Annotated in this window: 20 protein-coding genes and 1 tRNA gene; 6 read left to right on the top strand and 15 right to left on the bottom strand. The window is 65.2% G+C overall.

The genetic code is table 11. The features are described from left to right. From LK996_RS14455 to LK996_RS14415, 9 genes are all read right to left on the bottom strand, one after another. Positions 1-619, bottom strand: a 619-nt coding sequence (locus LK996_RS14455; RefSeq protein WP_230528074.1) for a hypothetical protein, incomplete at its 3' end; no start/stop codon positions are given. A gap of 105 nt (positions 620-724) precedes the next feature. Next, complete coding sequence (locus LK996_RS14450; RefSeq protein ID WP_230528073.1) at positions 725-1,831, bottom strand: DUF1566 domain-containing protein; 1,107 nt, start codon at positions 1,829-1,831, stop codon at positions 725-727. A gap of 35 nt (positions 1,832-1,866) precedes the next feature. Then, a complete protein-coding gene (locus LK996_RS14445) occupies positions 1,867-2,949 on the bottom strand; it encodes a DUF1566 domain-containing protein (protein WP_230528072.1) in 1,083 nt (360 codons plus the stop codon). Between the two features lie 85 nt (positions 2,950-3,034). Further along, on the bottom strand, positions 3,035-4,054 hold the full coding sequence (gene ltaE / locus LK996_RS14440; RefSeq protein WP_230528071.1) for a low-specificity L-threonine aldolase: 1,020 nt from the start codon (positions 4,052-4,054) through the stop codon (positions 3,035-3,037). Between the two features lie 27 nt (positions 4,055-4,081). Then, entirely contained in the window at positions 4,082-4,666 is a 585-nt protein-coding gene (locus tag LK996_RS14435; protein ID WP_230528070.1) for a hypothetical protein, read from the bottom strand. Between the two features lie 18 nt (positions 4,667-4,684). Then, positions 4,685-4,957, bottom strand: a complete 273-nt coding sequence (locus LK996_RS14430) for a DUF4242 domain-containing protein (RefSeq protein WP_230528069.1) — start codon at positions 4,955-4,957, stop codon at positions 4,685-4,687. A gap of 134 nt (positions 4,958-5,091) precedes the next feature. Next, complete coding sequence (locus tag LK996_RS14425) at positions 5,092-5,535, bottom strand: hypothetical protein (RefSeq protein ID WP_230528068.1); 444 nt, start codon at positions 5,533-5,535, stop codon at positions 5,092-5,094. Beyond that, a complete protein-coding gene (locus tag LK996_RS14420; RefSeq protein WP_230528067.1) occupies positions 5,532-6,170 on the bottom strand; it encodes a DUF5671 domain-containing protein in 639 nt (212 codons plus the stop codon). Before LK996_RS14420 ends, LK996_RS14425 begins: the two co-directional genes overlap by 4 nt. 136 nt (positions 6,171-6,306) lie before the next feature. Then, positions 6,307-7,350 carry a WD40 repeat domain-containing protein gene (locus tag LK996_RS14415; RefSeq protein ID WP_230528066.1) on the bottom strand — a complete coding sequence of 348 codons (1,044 nt, stop codon included), beginning with the start codon at positions 7,348-7,350 and terminating at the stop codon, positions 6,307-6,309. 68 nt (positions 7,351-7,418) lie between these two features. Here LK996_RS14415 and LK996_RS14410 point away from each other — a divergent pair, with 68 nt between their 5' ends. Both LK996_RS14410 and LK996_RS14405 read left to right on the top strand, forming a co-directional pair. After that, positions 7,419-7,613: a DUF4326 domain-containing protein gene (locus LK996_RS14410; protein WP_230528065.1), complete on the top strand. Its 195-nt coding sequence runs from the start codon at positions 7,419-7,421 to the stop codon at positions 7,611-7,613. After that, complete coding sequence (locus LK996_RS14405; protein ID WP_230528064.1) at positions 7,613-8,722, top strand: NADH:flavin oxidoreductase/NADH oxidase; 1,110 nt, start codon at positions 7,613-7,615, stop codon at positions 8,720-8,722. Before LK996_RS14410 ends, LK996_RS14405 begins: the two co-directional genes overlap by 1 nt. 13 nt (positions 8,723-8,735) lie before the next feature. Here the strand turns inward: LK996_RS14405 and LK996_RS14400 are convergent, their stop codons facing one another. Continuing rightward, entirely contained in the window at positions 8,736-11,120 is a 2,385-nt protein-coding gene (locus LK996_RS14400) for a Tex family protein (RefSeq protein ID WP_230528063.1), read from the bottom strand. A gap of 165 nt (positions 11,121-11,285) precedes the next feature. Next, positions 11,286-11,957: a 5-methylcytosine restriction system specificity protein McrC gene (locus LK996_RS14395; protein WP_230528265.1), complete on the bottom strand. Its 672-nt coding sequence runs from the start codon at positions 11,955-11,957 to the stop codon at positions 11,286-11,288. A 198-nt stretch (positions 11,958-12,155) separates the two neighbouring features. On the opposite strand from LK996_RS14395, the gene LK996_RS14390 reads away from it, so the two are divergent. Next, positions 12,156-12,692: a DUF6630 family protein gene (locus tag LK996_RS14390; RefSeq protein WP_230528062.1), complete on the top strand. Its 537-nt coding sequence runs from the start codon at positions 12,156-12,158 to the stop codon at positions 12,690-12,692. A gap of 13 nt (positions 12,693-12,705) precedes the next feature. Here LK996_RS14390 and LK996_RS14385 read toward each other — a convergent pair whose 3' ends face one another. Next, on the bottom strand, positions 12,706-13,164 hold the full coding sequence (locus LK996_RS14385) for a hypothetical protein (protein WP_230528061.1): 459 nt from the start codon (positions 13,162-13,164) through the stop codon (positions 12,706-12,708). Between the two features lie 90 nt (positions 13,165-13,254). Beyond that, on the bottom strand, positions 13,255-13,926 hold the full coding sequence (locus LK996_RS14380) for a hypothetical protein (protein WP_230528060.1): 672 nt from the start codon (positions 13,924-13,926) through the stop codon (positions 13,255-13,257). 110 nt (positions 13,927-14,036) lie between these two features. Between LK996_RS14380 and LK996_RS14375 the strand changes: the two genes are divergently transcribed. Beyond that, entirely contained in the window at positions 14,037-14,306 is a 270-nt protein-coding gene (locus tag LK996_RS14375) for a hypothetical protein (RefSeq protein ID WP_230528059.1), read from the top strand. A 25-nt stretch (positions 14,307-14,331) separates the two neighbouring features. Here the strand turns inward: LK996_RS14375 and LK996_RS14370 are convergent, their stop codons facing one another. Then, entirely contained in the window at positions 14,332-15,120 is a 789-nt protein-coding gene (locus LK996_RS14370; protein ID WP_230528058.1) for a hypothetical protein, read from the bottom strand. A 522-nt stretch (positions 15,121-15,642) separates the two neighbouring features. On the opposite strand from LK996_RS14370, the gene LK996_RS14365 reads away from it, so the two are divergent. Next, positions 15,643-15,716 (top strand) — tRNA-OTHER (locus tag LK996_RS14365). A gap of 69 nt (positions 15,717-15,785) precedes the next feature. Here the strand turns inward: LK996_RS14365 and LK996_RS14360 are convergent. Further along, positions 15,786-16,715: a hypothetical protein gene (locus LK996_RS14360; RefSeq protein WP_230528057.1), complete on the bottom strand. Its 930-nt coding sequence runs from the start codon at positions 16,713-16,715 to the stop codon at positions 15,786-15,788. Positions 16,716-16,800: 85 nt separating this feature from the next. Between LK996_RS14360 and LK996_RS14355 the strand changes: the two genes are divergently transcribed. After that, positions 16,801-18,000: a serine hydrolase domain-containing protein gene (locus LK996_RS14355; RefSeq protein ID WP_230528056.1), complete on the top strand. Its 1,200-nt coding sequence runs from the start codon at positions 16,801-16,803 to the stop codon at positions 17,998-18,000. Positions 18,001-18,171 lie beyond the last annotated feature (171 nt).

Raw genomic sequence — 18,171 nt, 5'->3', positions numbered from 1 at the left:
CGTTGTCGACGGCGATCATCGCCTGGTCTTCGCGCAGGCCGACGTTTCGGGAAGCGAACGACAGGAAACCGAGACCATTGCGCAGCACGCCCATGCTGGACACGAGGGTGCCCGATTCGGTCGGGCTGTCGCCGAACACCCATGCCGCCTGGCCGTTTTCGATCACCGCATTGGCGGAAGACAGGCCACACCACTGCGGGTTGGAGGCGTTCCACATGAAGAGGCGCGGTGCGACGTCATGGCCGTTGTTGCTGCGAATCAGGCATTGCCCATTGGCGCGATTGCGAATGACATGCGCCGTGCGGCCATCGCTGTGTTTGACGGGTGCGATATCCCAAGCGCGTTCCGGGGTCGCGATTGCGATGGCTACATACGGATGGCCCTCCCCGCATGGCCCCGAGTAGGTCCCGCGATGCAGGCGAATCCCGTAGGCTCCCTGCGTGGCATCGAAGATCATGCACTTGGGTTTTTCATGATCGAGCGTGTTGTTCGGCAGGGCTTCGATCACGTAGGTGCCATTGAAGGTGCCGTCGATACCGGACTTCGCGTTGGCGCCGAAGGAGAAGAACGCGGCGCTACACGCGAGCGCGGTGAGTAGTGGATGACGCATGGAGGACACTCCTTGGAAGGAGCGCGCATCCTGCGGACGTTGTGCGCGATGTTGTCGGTGAAGATTCGACGTGTCGCCCCGAAAAGGGCGACACGTGCGAGGTGAGGCGTTGGATCAGCGGATGCAGGAGATCGGGTACGGGTTCGCGTCCCACTCTTGGCCTTCGGATCCGTCGAAGAAGCGAACGCTGTAGAAGTTGTACCTGCCGAATTGATCCGTGAACCCTTCGCTCGTCCAGTGCCCGCGGTAACCCGTGGCCCACCCGAAGTCGCGGATCTTGTTGTTCGGGAACGCCGCGTACAACTTGCGGAGCTCAGCGCGCGTCGGCAGGCGCCAATCGCTGAAATTGCCGGTGCGCAGGCGACTGCAGTAGACGGGCGCGGCGGCCTTGTCGCGGATCGCCATGTAATGCACGCTCCAGTCGCCGTAGAAGTTGTCGGTAGACGCGGTGGCATTCCACGGCGCGAAGTCCATGTTGAGGTACGCCGAGTCGCGCACGGTCACCGGCTTCGAGAAGTCGCCGACGCCGCACACGCGGATGATGTCGGGCTGCAGCGCGTGACTCGTGCAGGTTTCCGGCACGCGGGTGAGGCGGAACTCGTGGTCGACGGCCAGCATCGTCTGACCTGCGCGCAAGCCGTTGTTGTTCGAAGCGAACGACAGGTACGCGATGCCGTTCCGCAACGCACCGATGCTGGAGACGAGATTCTCGCCTACGACGGCGCTGTCGCCGAGGACCCACGCGGCCTGGCCGTTGTCGATGAGCGCATCTTCGTTACCCCAACCGCACAAGGCCGGATTGGTGGCGTTCCAGCTGAAGAGACGTGCCGTGTTGTCTTGGCCGTTGTTGCTGCGGATCAGGCACTGGCCGTTGAAGCGACTGCGGATCACGTATGCCTTGCGGCCATCGGTGTGCTGGACCGGCGTGATGTCCCACACGGCCTGTTTGTTCTCCGTGTGCGCGGTGATGTGGCCCAGGCCACACAGGCCCGTCGGGATGCTGGTCCAGCGATGCGTGCGGACGCCGTAGGCGCCCTGCGCAGGGTCGACGATCATGCACTTGGGTTGCGAATGATCGACCGTGTTGTTCGGCAGCACTTCGATCACGTAGCTGCCGTTGTAGGCGGCGTCCTGGTAGGGCTCGACCTCCGACGCCGAAGCGCCGGAGGTTGCGAATGCGGCGGCATAAGCCAGCACGGTCGCGAGTAGTTGGAAACGCATTGGATGCACTCCTTGAAGAGTTCGGTGTCCGTCAATCAGCGGACGCAAGACACCGGATACGGATCGTTGACCGAGTACCAGTTGCCGCGCGCACCGTGGAGATACTCTCCGGCGATGGCCCAGCCGATGGTGCTGGTGTTGCGGTAGAGCGTCGTCTGATACGGAAGCTCGCCAGTGGGCCAGCCGAATCGCGTCCACAGCTGGTTGTTGTTCTGGTTGGAGGGCCACGTAATCCTCTTCAACTCGTCGGGCGTCGGCAGTCGCCAGTCGGAGAAGCCACCGGTGCGCAACCGTGTGCAGTACAACTCCGCGTCCTTCGGCAGAACCGCGACATACTGCTCACGCGTATCGCCGAAGCCCTCGGTCGGAGTCCACGCGGTGTACGGGAGATCGAGGTAAGCCGCGTCGATCACGCGCACGGCCCGCGAGTAGGCGTAAGGACCCGAGCCGACGATCTGGTGGTGTTCGGGCTTCATGCACGTTTCCGGCATGCACGACAGGCGGAAGACGTGGTCGACCGCAAGCATCGCCTGCGTACCGCGCATGTTGGTGTTCGTGGAAGCGAACGACAGGTACGCGAGGCCATTGCGCATCGCAGCGATGCTGGACACCTGGGTTTCAGGCGCACCGTCCGGCGTTTCGCCGAAGACCCACGCGGCCTGGCCGTTCTCGATCACCGCATCTGCCGAGCCGAAACCACACCACTGCGGGTTGGTCGCGTTCCACATGTGCAGGCTCGGCACGACGTTGTGGCCGTTGTTGCTGCGGATCAGGCACTTGCCGTTGTAGCGGCTGCGAAGGGTGTACGCCTTTCGGCCGTCGGTGTGCTCGACCGGCGTGATGTCCCACACCGCCTGCTTGTTGGCGCCGTGCGCGGTCAGGTCACCCAGGCCGCACAGGGCGGTGGCGCTGTTGCCCCAGCGATGCGCGCGAATGCCGGCATCGCCGAGCGCCGGATCGAAGACCACGCAGCTCGGCTTCGAATGATCGGCCGTGTTGTTCGGCAGGACTTCGAGGACGTAGCCGCCGTCGAAGGGGGTCGGGTTCGACGCGTTGGCGCCGAAGGAGACGAACGCGGCGCTACACGCGAGCACCGTCGCGAGAAGTTGGAAACGCATTGGGAGGGCACTCCTGGGAAGGAGCGCGAAGCCTGAGGACTTCGCATCGCGCCCGCGATGCGAAAGTTCGATGGCTTACGGCGAATCAGCCGCGGGAGAAATCCCTGAAGGCCGCGATTGTCTGTTCGATCGCCGCATCGTCGATATCGAGATGCGTGACCATGCGGATGCGCGGCGTGTAGCCGATCGACATGCGGATGCCGGCCTTGTCCATCGCCGAGCGGAAGGCGTTGAGGCGGTCGGTCGGCACGTCGATGAACACCATGTTGGTGTGTTGTGCGGCGACATCGACGCCGTCGAGGCCGCGCAGGCCGTCGGCGAGTTGCTTCGCGCGGCGGTGATCGTCGGCCAAACGCGCGACATGATGATCGAGCGCATACAGGCACGCCGCCGCGAGGATGCCGGCTTGACGCATGCCCCCGCCGGCGACCTTGCGCCAACGCTTCGCATCGTCGATCAACTTGCGCGAACTGAGCAGCACCGACCCCACCGGCGCACCGAGCCCCTTCGACAGGCACACCGACACGCTGTCGAAGTGCTTGGCGATCTCGCGCGGCGCCACGCCATCGGCGACGGCGGCGTTGTACAGGCGCGCGCCATCGAGATGCAGCGACAACCCGCGTCGATCGCACAACGCACGCGCTTCCGCGAGATACGCACGCGGCAGCACGCGGCCGTGCCACGTGTTCTCCAGGCACAGCAACTTCGATCGCGCGAAGTGGGGATCGACCGGCTTGATCGCCGCTTCGACCGACGCGAGCGGAATCGTGCCATCGTCGTCCTGCACGAGCGGTTGCGGCTGGATCGAACCGAACACCGCCGCGCCGCCGCCTTCGAAGCGATACGTGTGCGCGTCCATGCCGACGATGTACTCGTCGCCGCGCTGGCAATGCGAGAGCAGCCCGAGCAGGTTGGCCTGCGTGCCGCTCGGTGCGTAGAGGCCCGCTTCGAAACCGAGGTCGCGCGCCAGGCGTTCCTGCAACGCGTTGACGGTCGGATCTTCGCCGTACACATCGTCGCCGACCGCGGCGCGCAGCATCGCTTCGCGCATGGCGGGCGTGGGCTTGGTGACGGTGTCGGAGCGCAGGTCGATGGGCGTGGTCATGGCGCCATCATCGCGCACGCGCGCGGCTCAGGCCACTTCCGTCGGGATGCCCATCAAGCGCTTGTGCACCGGCTTGCCGTGGTCGGTGATCACCATGACGCCGGTGAAACGCAGGTCTTCGGCCATCGCGGCGAGGCGCTTGTCGACCTCGGCGGCGAGCGCTTCGACTTCCGCATCGTCGGCACGGCGGCCGACGGTCGTGCGCTGCGCCAGCAATTCGGTGCGGAACTCGATGAACGCCGACAGCCGCCGCACGTCGTCGAAGAACTGGCTGAGGATCACGCGCTGGTCGACGTTGTGGCACAGCGCGGTGAAGTGGCCGTGGCTCGCGTACCACACCGCCGTTTCCAGGTCGGCGTGCAACAGGCGCGGGCAATGCGCGCCGCCGAGCAGGCGCAGGATGCGCTTCGCCTCCGCGGTGTTCTTCACCACGCTGCCGAGGATCGAATCGATCACGCGCTCGTACTCGGCCATCTGCGCGGCCTCGCGTTCGCTCGTGTCCTCTTCCTTGCGCCGGCGCTCGACGATCAGCGCGAGCCAGATGCCGACGAACACCGCGACGATGCCCGACAGCGTCTGGATGACGAACGACCATGCCATCTCGCCGAACATGGCCGCAGTCCTCGCGGGTTACTCGGCGGTGGTGGGATCGATGATCTGGCTGACCTGGGTCACGCGGTTCACCGGGAAACCGCCGAGGCGGCCGTGTTCGCGCACCATCTCTTCGTCGGGCGCGACGTACACGCAGTAGAGATTGTTGCCGGTGATGTAGCTCTCGACCCACTGGATGTCGGGGCCGAGTTGGCGCAGCACGCCGACCGAGCGGCGCGCCAGGCTCTGCAGTTCCATCGGCGTCAGCTGACCGGCGCCGGGGACTTCGCGTTCGATGAGATATTTGGGCATGGGATACGACCTCCGCACTGACCAACGCGGTGGCCGCCCTCGACAGGCCGCACAACGCGACGGCCGGTCAGCTGTCCTTTTTCTTTGTGCGGGGAAGCATAAACAGGGGTCAGAGCACTATTTCAGGGAATCGATCACTCGTTGTCTTTCTTGCCGAGCGTTCGCGTGAAGCAGTGCCGACCGGCAGGATGCATCCACTCTTGCGAGTTCGCCGGGTAGTCTTCGCTGCGCATGAGCGCGGTGTCCGTGTCGAAGACGGCGCAGAGGGAGTAATGGTCGTCGTCGATGCGCGCGTATTCGTAGCGGCCCCGGCCTTCGCGATCGGCGACGGGCAGGTTCGCGCCCGGCTGGTTGGCAAGCGTCGCAAGATCCGCAGGCACAGCGTCGTGCACGTTCCAGTAAATGCGAACGGCCTGCTGGATCTCCTGCAGGTCGTCTACGCGGCCGGCATCGATGCGGATTCGGCGCTGCTCCATCGGCGTGCCCGTCGCGACGATCGACAGCACCACGACCGCACCAACGGCGATCGAGCCCCCGATCGCCAGCCACTTGCCCAGCTTGTCGGCGGCGGCGCTCATGCGTCTTCTCCGCGGCGCAGGTCGGCGAGGTAGTAGCTGAAGATTGCGCCGGCGACCGCGCCAATCACCAGCACCTTGAGCACGAAGCGCAACGTCACATCGCCACCGAGCAGGTTGTACACGAGCGTGATCATGTCGCCGACGAGCGCCAGCGCCGCCAGGAACAACGTGAGATACGTGAGCCAACGCCGGACGGGCGACAGGCGCGCGAGCGGATCCTGCGTCACCTGCCGCGCGACAAGGCGCGCCATCCACAGGAACACCGGGAACGCGATCACCAGCGAGGCCGCGGACCAACGCATCGAGCTTTCGGTCGTGCGAAAGAGGTAACCCTGATCCGTCGCATCGGGAAGCGCGCGATTGAGCAGGTCGAACGCGAGGCTGCACAGGTGCCACGCCGCCATGTACAGCGCCGCGAACATGAGCAGGTAGAAGAACGCCTCGCGCGCCGAGAGCGATGCACGCGGCCGCGGGACAGGGACGGGAAAGTCGACCTCGGCCCACGAGCCCAGCGCGCGTTTCACCTGCGCGTTGGACCAGCCGGCGCCGGCGAGCGTGGCCGTGATGGTGTCGCGTGATGTGCCGCGCGCGAGCGCCTCGCGCACGAAGACTTCCAGGTCCTGCGATCCGGCCACGGGGCTTCCCTGTCGGTGGATTGGAAGCCCTTATAGCAGAGCTTCAAATACAGGGGTGGGGTCAGAAACAGGGGTCAGAGCACAATTAATTAATTGTGCTCTGACCCCTGTTTCTGACCCCTGTTTCGCTGTTTCTCTACGGCGCCGGCACCACCGCGACTACCGCCCTGCCCTCGTACGTGCCGTACGCGAAGCGGGTGAACCCCGGGTTCCATGCGACCGGCGAGGTTACGCCGATGCCGGTGCCGGCTTCGAAGCTGCGCCGCAACGCGCCATCGCTCACGCGCCAGAACTTGATCGTGCCGACCTGGTCCCACAGCCCGTCGCTGCCTTCGAACGCACGCCACCCCGTTGTCACCAGGCGCGTGCCGCCCGGCGAGAAACGCACCGCGACGACGCCTTCGTTCGATGGCTGATAGGGGAAGTGACGCAACACCGCGCCATCGGAGATGCGGAACAACGTCGTCTCGTTCGGGTTGGCCTGGTACTCGGCCAACGTCGCGCTGTCGGGCGAGAACGCCATCGGCGTCGTACTGCGCAGGTTGCCGCCGGTGAGCAGGCGCACCGTCGCGCCGTCGCTGCGACGCTGGATGGTGATCGTGCCTTGCGTGGCGGACGCCTGCAGCAAGCCGTTCGGCGAGAACACGAAGCTCGTGGCGATCTTGTTGTAACCGCTGCCGATCACCTTGACCGTGGAAAAACTCGACAGGCGCCAGTTGTTGAACGTCGCGTCACCCGTCGCGGTGGCAAGCTGCGCATCCGGCGCGAAGGTCGCGATGTTGTTGGGCTGCAACGTGCCGACGAGCTTGCCGACGAACACGCCGTCGGAAGCGCGATGCACGCGGAACGTCCACCCCTGCCCCGAGTTGTGCACGGCGACCAACGCGCTGTCGTTGGAGAAGATCATCTGGTCCGCGGTGCCCGAACCGATGGGCACCTGCAGCGTCGACCACTGCAGCGCGCCGCTCGATGCGGTGCGCGCACGTGCCCAGCGATCGGTCGAGCCGACAGCCACGCGCCCGCCCGCGGGCGACCACGCTACCCCGACGATGGAATTGGCGAGGCCGCTGGGTGTCGGCACCGACCACACGATCTGCGGCGCAGACTGCGCCTGGACGCCGGCCGCGACGGCCAGGCCGAGCGCGAGCAGCGAAGGAAGAAGGAATCGTTGGGCTTTCATGGCGAGCCTCCACGCGATGGCCGCTCCAATCAGTGGATGCTGGGCCTCCTCCGCGCGGTTCAACGTGAATGCCCGTGTCGCCAAAACGCATCCAACTCAGCCGTCGCAAAGGCTGGCGCGCGCAGTTTTCGCGCGAGCATGTGCGCAGCCAACTCGCCGGTCTCGACCTTGCGTGCTGGTGCCCCCTCGATGGCCCGTGCCACGCCGACGTGCTGATCGACATCGCCAACGCGCGCGACCCGCGCGACGAAAGGAAAGATTGATGGCCAAGCCCAAGCTGTTCGAACCGCTGCGCGTGCGCAACATCGCCCTCGCCAATCGCATCGTCATTGCGCCGATGTGCCAGTACTCGTGCGACGGCGACGGACGCATGAACTCGTGGCACACGATCCACCTCGGCAACCTCGCACTGTCGGGCGCGGCGCTGCTGACGATCGAGGCCACTGCTGTGCTGCCCGAAGGCCGCATCAGCTGGGCCGACGTGGGCCTGTGGGACGACGCCACCGAAGCAGCGATGCGCACGACGCTGCACGCGGTGCGCGAATGGAGCGACATGCCGATCGCGATCCAGCTCGCGCATGCGGGGCGCAAGGCGAGCTGCGAAGTGCCGTGGGCTGGCGGAAAGCAGCTCTCGCCAGAGAACGCGCATGGATGGCAGACCGTCGCGCCTTCGGCGATTCCGCATTACGCGAGCGACAATGCGCCGCGTGCGCTCGACAAGGAAGGCATGCGCGAGATTCGCGATGCGTTCGCAGCGGCTGCCGTGCGCGCCGCGCGACTTGGTCTTGATGCCGTGCAGATCCACGCGGCCCATGGATACCTGTTGCATCAATTCCTGTCGCCGTTGAGCAACCAGCGCGACGACGAGTACGGCGGAAGCCTGGAGAACCGGATGCGCTTCCCGCTGGAAGTGTTCGACGCAGTGCGCGCGGCCTTCCCGCGCGACAAGGCCGTCACCGTGCGCGTGTCGGGCACCGATTGGATGGATGGTGGGTGGGATGTCGCGCAGACGATCGCGTTCGCGAAGGCGCTCGAAGCGCGTGGATGCGATGCGATCCACGTGAGCAGCGGTGGCGTCGCGGCGGAGCAGCACATCGCGCTCGCACCGGGTTACCAAGTGCCGCTGGCGCGTGCGGTGAAGGAGGCCGTCGATATTCCCGTGATCGCGGTTGGCCTGATCACCGAGCCCGAGCATGCGGAGGCGATCGTCGCGAATGGCGACGCCGACATCATCGCCATCGCCCGCGCGGCGCTGTACGACCCACGATGGCCGTGGCATGCAGCGGCGAAGCTGGGCGCGACCGTGAAGCCGGCGAACCAGTATCTGCGGTGTGAGCCCAGGCAAGCGCGCGGCGTGTTCGCCGCGCCCTAGCCTGCGACTTCGATCAGTCCTTCTTCGCCCGCGCGAATGCCGCCGCCAACGCGTTGTTGGCTGGCGGCTGCTGTGCACCGCGCGGGTCACGCGCACCACGCGAGTCGCGCGGAGCACCGCGCGCGTCGTCGCGCTTGCCGCCGCGATGTTGCGCATCGCGCGAGGAATCGCGCGCCGAATCACGCATCGACTCACGCGCAGGCGCCGGCGTGTCGTCAAGCCGCCGCGTCAACGCGATCCGCTTGCGCTGCACATCGACCTCCAGCACGCGCACCTTCACGATGTCGCCGGACTTCACGACATCGCGCGGATCCTTGACGAACTTGTCCGCCAACGCCGAGATGTGGATCAGCCCGTCCTGGTGCACGCCGATGTCGACGAACGCACCGAACGCGGCGACGTTGCTGATGACGCCCTCGAGGATCATGCCGACCTTGAGGTCCTTGATGTCCTCCACGCCTTCGGCGAAACGCGCGGCCTTGAACTCGGGGCGCGGATCGCGGCCGGGCTTTTCCAGTTCCTTGAGGATGTCGCGCACGGTGGGCACGCCGAACTGCGCGTCGGTGAACTGTTCCGGCTTGAGGCCGCGCAGCAGCGCGGTGTCGCCGACGAGTTGCTTCACTTCGCGTCCGCACTTTTCCAGGATGCGCGCGACCAGCGGATACGCTTCCGGATGCACCGACGATGCGTCGAGCGGCTGATCGCCATCGGCGATGCGCAGGAAGCCCGCGCACTGCTCGAAGGTTTTGTCGCCGAGGCGCGGTACCTTCAGCAGCGCCTTGCGATTCCTGAACGCGCCGTTCGTGTCGCGATACTCGACGATGTTCTCGGCGACCGTCGACGACAGGCCCGACACGCGCGTGAGCAACGCAGCGGACGCGGTGTTGACGTCCACGCCCACGGCGTTCACGCAGTCCTCGACGCGCGCATCGAGCGCACGCGCGAGGCGATATTGATCGACGTCGTGCTGGTACTGGCCGACGCCGATCGCCTTGGGTTCGATTTTCACCAACTCGGCGAGCGGATCCTGCAGGCGTCGCGCGATCGACACCGCGCCGCGCAACGACACGTCGAGATTCGGGAATTCCTTCGCCGCGAGTTCGGAGGCCGAATACACCGACGCGCCGGCTTCGCTGACGACGATCTTCTGCATCCCACCGCCGGGCGTGCGCTGGATCAACTCGCCGGCGAGCTTGTCGGTTTCGCGCGATGCGGTGCCGTTGCCGATCGCGATCAACTCGACGTCGTGCTTCGCGCACAGCGCATGCAGGATCGCGAGCGACTGATCCCACTGACGACGCGGTTCGTGCGGATAGATCGTCGACGTGTCGACCACCTTGCCGGTGCGATCGACCACCGCGACTTTCACGCCCGTGCGCAGCCCCGGATCGAGACCGAGCACGGCCTTCGGACCCGCGGGCGCGGCGAGCAACAAATCCTTGAGGTTGTCGCCGAAGACATTGATCGCCTCGGCCTCGGCCTTCTCGCGCGCCTGGCCGAACAGATCGAGCATCAGGTGCATGTGCAACTTCGCCTTCCACGTCAGGCGACACGTGGCCTGCAACCACGCATCCGCGGGCCGACCCTGCGCCTTGAAACCGACGTGGTGCGCGACGCGACCTTCTGCCAACACATGCCCCGCATCGGCATCGGTGCCCGGATCGAGGTCGATGAAGAGGATCTCTTCGCGGCGCGCGCGGAATAACGCGAGCAAGCGATGCGACGGAATGCGCGCGAGCGACTCGCGATGATCGAAGTAATCGCGGTACTTCGCGCCTTCGGTCTCCTTGCCTTCGGCCACGCGCGCGCGAATCACGCCGACCTCGTGCAACCACGCACGCAACTCACCCACGAGCGCGGCGTCCTCGCCCCAACGCTCCATCAGGATCCAGCGCGCGCCTTCCAGCGCAGCCTTCGCATCGGCGACACCCTTCTCCGCATCGACGAAACCCGCGGCCACGTCCTCCGGCACCTGCGACGGATCGGCGAGCAGCGCATCGGCGAGCGGCTCCAGCCCCGCCTCGCGCGCGATCTGCGCCTTGGTCCGGCGCTTGGGCTTGTACGGCAGGTAGAGATCTTCCAGGCGCGACTTGGAATCCGCGGCCTCGATCTCCGCACGCAACGCATCCGTGAGCTGCCCCTGCTCCGCGATGCTCGCCAACACCGCGGCACGGCGATCCTCGAGCTCGCGCAGGTACGTCAGGCGCGTTTCGAGATTGCGCAGCTGCGTGTCGTCGAGCCCGCCGGTGACTTCCTTGCGGTAGCGCGCGATGAAGGGGACGGTGGCGCCTTCGTCGAGGAGCGCGATGGCGGCGGAGGCCTGGGCGGGCTGCGCGCCGATTTCGGTCGCGATGGTGGAGGCGATTTGGCGGGCGAGGTGCTGGGGGAGGTCGGGCATTTGCGGGGGTCTGCGAGCGGCGGTGCGGTAGTGCTGTGGGCCGATTGTGGCAGGGGTTTGGCGTGACGTAAGGATTGACAGATGCGTTTTAGACAGATGCGTTTTAGGTGGATGCAGGGCGGCACAGCTGATCAGCCTAGGCATCCCCAACGAATCGGCGCATGGTCAAGCAGCCATCGCTGCTCGCTGTTTTGCGGTGCTAAGCCACGCATTAACTTCAGCAACTAAGCGTTGCTCACTGGTTACGGCCGGCATGTCGGGACTTGCATCCCATGCAAAGCATCTTGCCTCGACGTTTCCGAGTACAACGTCTGGGGGCGCCTTTTTGCCATTGCTGGAGAAGCCGAGGATCGCGCAGCGTTCACTACCGAAACCCGTAGCGAAGGCGACAACTTGGTAAAGACTTGGGCGATGCCACTCTCCGTGTACATGCCGGTACTTGATGTCACCAACGGCAATCGCATCCCCAAACACGAGATCAGGATTAATGGTCATCCCAGAGTCGCCCAACGACAAGCGCCGCTTTCTGACTCGAACCGACAGCGCCCTATCGAGGATGTTGCGCAACCCTTCCTCGATGAGCTCAGGAGTTCGAATGAGGAATGATCTCCCCGCAAGAGCACCGAGTTGAGTTGTGACACCCCCGCCCTGCAACACCAACCTGGCCAGCGGAAGGGCGCGCCCGTAGTCCTTCGTCAGACGAGACAGCCGGCTACTTCCATCTCCGTGTCTGAGAGGACCAACACCATCCATTCGCGCTGCAACTCGACGCGCCCTGCGACGAAGGTTGGGGTCTAGATCAGATGTGCCTGAAACAAGTTGACAGGCCGCCTTGATAACTCCCGAATGGCCCGAATGGCAGGCTTTGCTTCGCCTGGCCGTACCGGTCCAATATCTTGTAAAAGAAATACCCCAACGATCCGTTGGCCGGCTCCATAACTCCCCCTACAGAGTTTGGCTTTACGTTCTGCGACTTAGCCCTAGCGTATCGTGCAAACTGTTCGGCCTAAAGTCCGCTACTCTGTTCACCTTATCGTGCCCCCCGACTCCGACAACTTCGACCCCGACGACAACTTCCGCGCCGCCTTCTCCGACTACGCGGACCTCGACGAGGACGCCGCCCTCGAAGCGGTCGTCTGGCAGTTCCTCCTCCTCATCAACCCGGGCGACGAGGACGCGGCCGCGGCCCAGTTCGCGGAGATCCGCGATGCGCTCGTCGCCGACGCGGAGCCGATCGAGGCCATTCGCGAGGCGATCGACTGGAAGGCCGGGTTCTTCGTCGCGGAGTCCGACGCGCAGGGGCTGGTCGAGGTGATCGACGAGCTCGCGGCGCGGGTCGGGGTTCGGGTCGAGTGGGACATCGACGACGAGGCCGACGATCCGTTCGCGGATGCGGACACCGGGGCGTTGATGTCGCAGGCAGCCGTGCAGTTGCGGGAGCGTGGGTACACGCTGTGGTCGTGGGAGACCGGGGCGGAGATGGTGGCGGGGTGGATCGCGCAGCGGTCGGATGACGAGGCGTTGCCCCAGGTGGCGGGGCCGCTCGGGTTTCATGTGCGCGCGGTGATCTGACGCGCTGGACGCCTCAGCAGGCGCCGGCCTGCACCCATCCGTTGTCGACGCGCTTCATCTTCTGGCCGCCGATGCAGCGGGTGTTCTTGTCGTTCGCCGCGGCGTCGGCTTGTTCCTTGTGCGCCTGCTGGGCTTCGCGCAGTTGCCGCTGCACCTTCAGCGTCTGCTCGCGTGCGTTGCGGGCGGCGGCGTCGCGGGCTTCGGCTTCGATCATGGACATGGTCGGAGGCGTCGGTGCGGGGGCAACGGTCGTCGTGGCTGCGGCCGGTGCGCCGACTGCGACTTCGGGTGCGGGTGCGGGTGCGGGTGCGGGCGCTTCGACGACGGAGTCGATCGATTGCGCAGTCGCCGGCGCGTGCGACGACGGCAGGTATGCCATCCAGTAATCGCGGCCGAACCAGGCAAGCGCCGCCACCGCCACCAACGCGATGGTCCAGCCGAGCCCGCTGCTTTTCCTGCGACGCCGACGCATTCCCGTCTCCCCGACTTCCCCGCCGCTGAGGATAGCGCTGCGGCGGCCGTGAACCGTGTTGCGGTGCAATGTTTCGGCGTTCGGCGGCCGCTAAGGCCCGCGCGCCATGCGCCACAGCCACAACGCGATGCCGCCGAACACCACGTACACCATCGGCAGGTAAAGCACGTCATACAGCGCATCGAACTTCGGCCCGAGCACGTAGACGTCGAGCATGCGCAGCCCCAGCCGCACTGCATTGAAGCCGAAGGCGAAGCGCGCGATCCCGCTCCACGGGCCGCGCAACGTCACTGCCAGCAGCACGCTGCCGATCAGTTGCACCAGGCCCAACGGGAAGTAGACGGCCGATTGCACGGCGTAGAAGGTCGCATGCGTGTCGAGGATCGCCGTGCGTTGCGCGAGCGAAGCGGCGGCATACGCGTCCGACAGGTGCAGCGTCGCCCAGAACAGTTCGACCGACCGCAGCACCACTTCCAGCAGGCAGAACACGAACAGGCCGAGGAAGGCGGCCACGCTCGCGATCGGCGCACGCGCGAGGTTGCTCACGCACACCACGAGGTAGAGGTAGGCCAGGCCGAAGAACGATGCAAGCATCGAGCCGGCGCGTGCGAGTTCCAGCGATGACGGTCCGGTGAGGAGTGTCGCGTCGGCTGAACCCTCCGGCGGCGACACGGAGAACACGTACCACTGGAAGGTCTGGATCGCGATGTAGGCGACCGCGATCCAGGCGGCGGCCATGAAGTGCTGGCGGGCGAGCGTCATGCGGGTCCCCGAGCGGCAACGGCGGCGGAGTCTCTCACGAGGCTGTCACCGTCGACAGGTACCGTTTGCGCTGTCGTCCTTGGTGCCACGCTTTCTTCGTATCACTGGGTATGCAGACCTCAACCCCCGCACAAGTTCGCATCACCGGCTCGTTCTCGGTCGAAGAGCTCTCCGGCGATTACACCGGCCAGCGCTACGCCTTCGCGCGCAAGCTCGGGGAATCGGCCGGCGCCGTGAGCAGCGACGATTGGCGCGAAGTGCAGCCGCTGCTCGAAGACCTGTGGGTCGGCGTGAAGATCGACCTCACGTTCCACGAGGCGCGGCCGGCCATCTTCCTGGCGTGGAAGTCGACGAAACGGCTGTTCGGCCTGCCGCCCTGACGGGCGTCCCCCCGACCGGGGAATCTCAGGGAATCAGGCTGAGGTCGCTGCGGTAACGCCAGACTTCGCTGGACACGTCTTCCACGAATGCGGCGTAACCGGAGAGCAGTTCGCGCCGCGTCGTCGCATCTTCGATCGTCGCGAGCACGCCTTCCAGGTCGCCGGGCGCATCGAACGCGCCCCATCCATCGCGCGCGACCATCAGGATGAATTCGTTGTCGACGCCGCCGATGCCTTCGTACCAGGTGAACGCGCCGGTCTTGCCGCTCGCTTCGGCGACGCTGCGCATGCGCTTGACGATCTGTTCGAACTGCTTCGCCTTGCCCAGGCGCACCTTGTAGGTGTGGACCTGCACCATCGCCGACGGCTTCCACTCTTCCAGCGGCGTGCCCGTGCTGAGGTCGCGGCGCACGCGCCACACGCTGCGGAACGCCGCGTCGGCATACGGCGTGACGTTGCGGTCCGCGTCCTTGACGTCGTCGGCGATCGCGACGCGGTTGTCGAACGCGGAGAACGGCGCACCGAACGAGCCGTCGATGAACATCCCCATGCGCGGGCCGTGCGTGACGTACCAGCCGTACCAGACGAGCGGGTCGTCGTGCGTCTTGTGCCAGTCGAGATGCTTGCGATAGCCGGCGTCGAATTGCGCTTCCATGCCTGGCTTCGGGGTGTAGCCGAAGAGGTGTGCTGCGTCGCCGGTGTTGCGCAGCGACGTGGGCACGGTGGTCGTGGGTTCGGCGGCGAAGAGCGGTGCGGTCGCGGCGATCGCGAGGAGTGCGAGCAGCGCGCGGGTTCGGAAGCGAGATGGGCGCATGCGGCGGCGTTCGTGTGGTGCGGGGGGACGCCGAGTGTATGCGGGAGCGCGGGCCTGAAACGAGAAGAGGCCAACCTTTCGGTTGGCCTCTGGTGACTCAACTGGGCCTTTCGGCCAGCTCCAGCCTCGCAAGTCGCGTTGATGGTGCGGCACTCACGTCCTGTCGTCGAGTCGTCAATCGCGGATTCGTGGACTCTCTGATGGTCGAGTCTTCCGCTCGTTCGGCTGAACGAGCTCCTTTGATCGCGCGACTGCGCGCAATCACCTTCGCGCACTTCGGAAAAGAGAAAGGGCCAACCTTTCGGTTGGCCCTTTGGTAGCTCAACGGCCTTTCGGCCGGCACGCACTTCGCAAGTGGCCCAATGGTTGGCCACAGGCTCCGCCTTGTCAAGCATCAACAGTCGAGGCAATGAGTGAACGTTTACAGGTCGTCTTTTCCTGTTGTTTTCAGGAATCAGCTACTCGCGCTTCAACGTCGATTTTCAGCTCAAGTTGCTCGATACAGTTGCTCCGCGGTCGGGAGTCCCGGTAGCTCAACTGGATAGAGCACGTACTTCGCAAGACGGAGGTTGTGGGTTCGAGTCCCACCCGGGGCGCTTCCTGCGATGACCGCAACAGCAAGGATTGCAACCTTGGAAACGGGCGCCGAATGGCGCCCTTTTTCTTTACAGCACTCCCATGCGCTTCCCTTCCGGCAACAACTCCCCGATCCGCACTCGCATCACTTCAGCCAGGATGCGAAACCCCTCGCCCGTCGGATGCATCTCGTCGAACCAGTCGGTGTCTTTCGTCAGGATCCCGCGCAAGTCGACGAACTCGAATCGCCCCTTCGTCTTGAACTTCTTCTTCACCGGCATCAGCACGTTTTCGGTGAAGCCATCCATCATCATGCGCGCGAACTCGCGCTGGTCCTTCGTATCCGGCAACACGTGCGCGATGCGATCGCCGATCCACGGGCCCGTGCCTTTCGCGAAGATCGCCGCCGCGCCGAGGTTCGCAACGGTGAACTCCGCGCGCTTTCCCAGCAGTCGCGGATAGTCGTAGGTGTGCGCGAGGATCGGCACGTTCGGCCGGATGTCGAGGAACGCGCCGACGAACGCCTGGTACGCCTCGTACACGGTCTTGAACTTGCCGGATTTCTCGATCTCGCGGAAGGCCTTCGACACCGACATCGGCTGCAGGCCCTTGAACGTCTTGTCGAGGAAGTCGGCGACGAAGTCGTTGCCGCCCGCGCTCAGCAGCACGATGTCGAACTCGTGGTGCTTGTACCAGCCACTCAGCTTGTGGATGTTCTTCGGCACGAACATCGAGGCCTTCGGGTTCTTCGGGTTGGCGCTCGCGTGGTAACCCGATTCCTCGGCGCGGAAGAACAGGCCGCCCGCGCCGAAGACCGGCACGCCGAGCGCTTCTAGTTCCGGCGGCGCGTAGACGAGCCAGTCGAGCATGTTCATCGACAGCGGCGTGGAGAACCACGAGTCGCCCTCGCAGAAGATGATCGGCGTTACGTCCTTGAACCGCTTGTCGCGCTTGATGCGGTGATAGGTGTCCTTGAACTGCCCCACTCGGGGGACGAGGACGGATTGACTGCGTGGCATGGCGACCTCCGCGGGTTGGACTCTGGGATCAACGCGGGCGAGGATAACGAGCGGTCGCTACCTTCGGTCACCTGGGAGACGTTCGATGCGCTACGGAAACGTGCTTTCGGTCTTCGTCGCCATGCTCGCGTTCGCCATCGCGACGCCGGTCCGCGCGGGCACGCAGGAAACGCTCGACGCCTACATCGCGCAGCAGATGGAGGAAGGCGCGATCGCCGGCGTCGGCGCCGCGATCCTCGTCGACGGCAAGGTCGCGTGGACGAAGGGCTATGGCCACGCCGACATTGCGCGCGGCGTACCGTTCACGCCCGACACGATGATGAACATCGGATCGATCAGCAAGACCGTCACGGGCGTTGCGATGATGCGACTCGTGCAGGAAGGCAAGTTGTCGCTCGACGAGGACGTCGACGCGCACCTGCCGTTCAAGGTGCGCAATCCGCGCTTCCCCGACGAGAAGATCACCCTGCGGCAGATCGCGACGCATACGTCTGGCATCGCCGATCGCTGGGACGTCTACAAGCGCGCGTACCACTACGGTGGCGATGCACCGGAAGCGCTGGGCACGTTCCTCGAAAGCTACTTCGTGCCGGGCGGCGCGAATTGGTCGGCGGACAACTTCGTCGATGCGAAGCCTGGCACGCATCGCGAGTACTCCAACATCGGCGCCGGGCTCGCGGGCTACATCGTCGAACGCGTGTCGGGCGAGAAGCTGGACGCCTACACGAAGCGGATCGTGTTCGAGCCGCTGGGCATGCAACACACCGGCTGGTTCCTGGCGGACATCGATCGCGCGCGACATTCGACGCTGTATGTCTCGCAGGGCGGTATGACCATCCCGATTCCGCTGTATGGCTTGTCGACGTATCCGGACGGCGGCGTGCGCACGTCGGTGGCGGACCTGTCGCGGTTCTTCGCGATGCTGTTGAACGGCGGCGCGTACGAAGGCGTGCGCGTTCTCGATCAGAAGACCGTCGACGAAATGCTGCGCTTCCACTACACGAAGGCGAACAAGCCGGACAACGTCGACCTCGCGGAGAAGAACGTCGGGCTGTTCTGGCAGAGCAAGTACAACGTCACGCGCGTCGGCCACGGCGGCAGCGATCCCGGCGTGATGACCGACATGCTCGCGAGCCTCGACGGGAAGATCGGCGTGGTGGTGTTTTCGAATACGTCGTTGTCGGGCGAGGACACGAAGTACTACGCGAATATCTTCAAGGCGGTGTGGGAGGAGGCTGGGAGGATGCGAGCTGAGCGCGGCGCAAAGGCGGGCGACTCGCGTTGAACCTCGCTGCAAAGAGAAAGGGCCAACCTTTCGGCTGGCCCTTTGGTAGCTCACAGCCCTTTTGGGCCGCTCGAACTTCGCAGTGCGCGCATGGTTGTCCACGTTCGCAGCCATGTCAAGCACGACAAATTGCGGAATCCGCGACAACTTGCCGCTAATAAGTTCTTGTCG

The sequence above is a fragment of the Noviluteimonas lactosilytica genome (assembly GCF_020866925.1).
Classification (GTDB): Bacteria; Pseudomonadota; Gammaproteobacteria; order Xanthomonadales; family Xanthomonadaceae; genus Noviluteimonas; species Noviluteimonas lactosilytica.
The sequence above is the reverse complement of the archived record's forward strand: the minus strand, read 5'-3'. Positions and strand labels throughout refer to the sequence as shown.

Bases quoted from the DNA above. Each gene is read 5' to 3' on its own strand.
- LK996_RS14450 (WP_230528073.1), bottom strand. From the start codon at position 1,831: ATGCGTTTCCAACTACTCGCGACCGTGCTGGCTTATGCCGCCGCATTC.
- LK996_RS14445 (WP_230528072.1), bottom strand. From the start codon at position 2,949: ATGCGTTTCCAACTTCTCGCGACGGTGCTCGCGTGTAGCGCCGCGTTC.
- ltaE (WP_230528071.1), bottom strand. From the start codon at position 4,054: ATGACCACGCCCATCGACCTGCGCTCCGACACCGTCACCAAGCCCACG.
- LK996_RS14435 (WP_230528070.1), bottom strand. From the start codon at position 4,666: ATGTTCGGCGAGATGGCATGGTCGTTCGTCATCCAGACGCTGTCGGGC.
- LK996_RS14430 (WP_230528069.1), bottom strand. From the start codon at position 4,957: ATGCCCAAATATCTCATCGAACGCGAAGTCCCCGGCGCCGGTCAGCTG.
- LK996_RS14425 (WP_230528068.1), bottom strand. From the start codon at position 5,535: ATGAGCGCCGCCGCCGACAAGCTGGGCAAGTGGCTGGCGATCGGGGGC.
- LK996_RS14415 (WP_230528066.1), bottom strand. From the start codon at position 7,350: ATGAAAGCCCAACGATTCCTTCTTCCTTCGCTGCTCGCGCTCGGCCTG.
- LK996_RS14410 (WP_230528065.1), top strand. From the start codon at position 7,419: ATGCCCGTGTCGCCAAAACGCATCCAACTCAGCCGTCGCAAAGGCTGG.
- LK996_RS14405 (WP_230528064.1), top strand. From the start codon at position 7,613: ATGGCCAAGCCCAAGCTGTTCGAACCGCTGCGCGTGCGCAACATCGCC.
- LK996_RS14400 (WP_230528063.1), bottom strand. From the start codon at position 11,120: ATGCCCGACCTCCCCCAGCACCTCGCCCGCCAAATCGCCTCCACCATC.
- LK996_RS14385 (WP_230528061.1), bottom strand. From the start codon at position 13,164: ATGCGTCGGCGTCGCAGGAAAAGCAGCGGGCTCGGCTGGACCATCGCG.
- LK996_RS14380 (WP_230528060.1), bottom strand. From the start codon at position 13,926: ATGACGCTCGCCCGCCAGCACTTCATGGCCGCCGCCTGGATCGCGGTC.
- LK996_RS14375 (WP_230528059.1), top strand. From the start codon at position 14,037: ATGCAGACCTCAACCCCCGCACAAGTTCGCATCACCGGCTCGTTCTCG.
- LK996_RS14370 (WP_230528058.1), bottom strand. From the start codon at position 15,120: ATGCGCCCATCTCGCTTCCGAACCCGCGCGCTGCTCGCACTCCTCGCG.
- LK996_RS14360 (WP_230528057.1), bottom strand. From the start codon at position 16,715: ATGCCACGCAGTCAATCCGTCCTCGTCCCCCGAGTGGGGCAGTTCAAG.
- LK996_RS14355 (WP_230528056.1), top strand. From the start codon at position 16,801: ATGCGCTACGGAAACGTGCTTTCGGTCTTCGTCGCCATGCTCGCGTTC.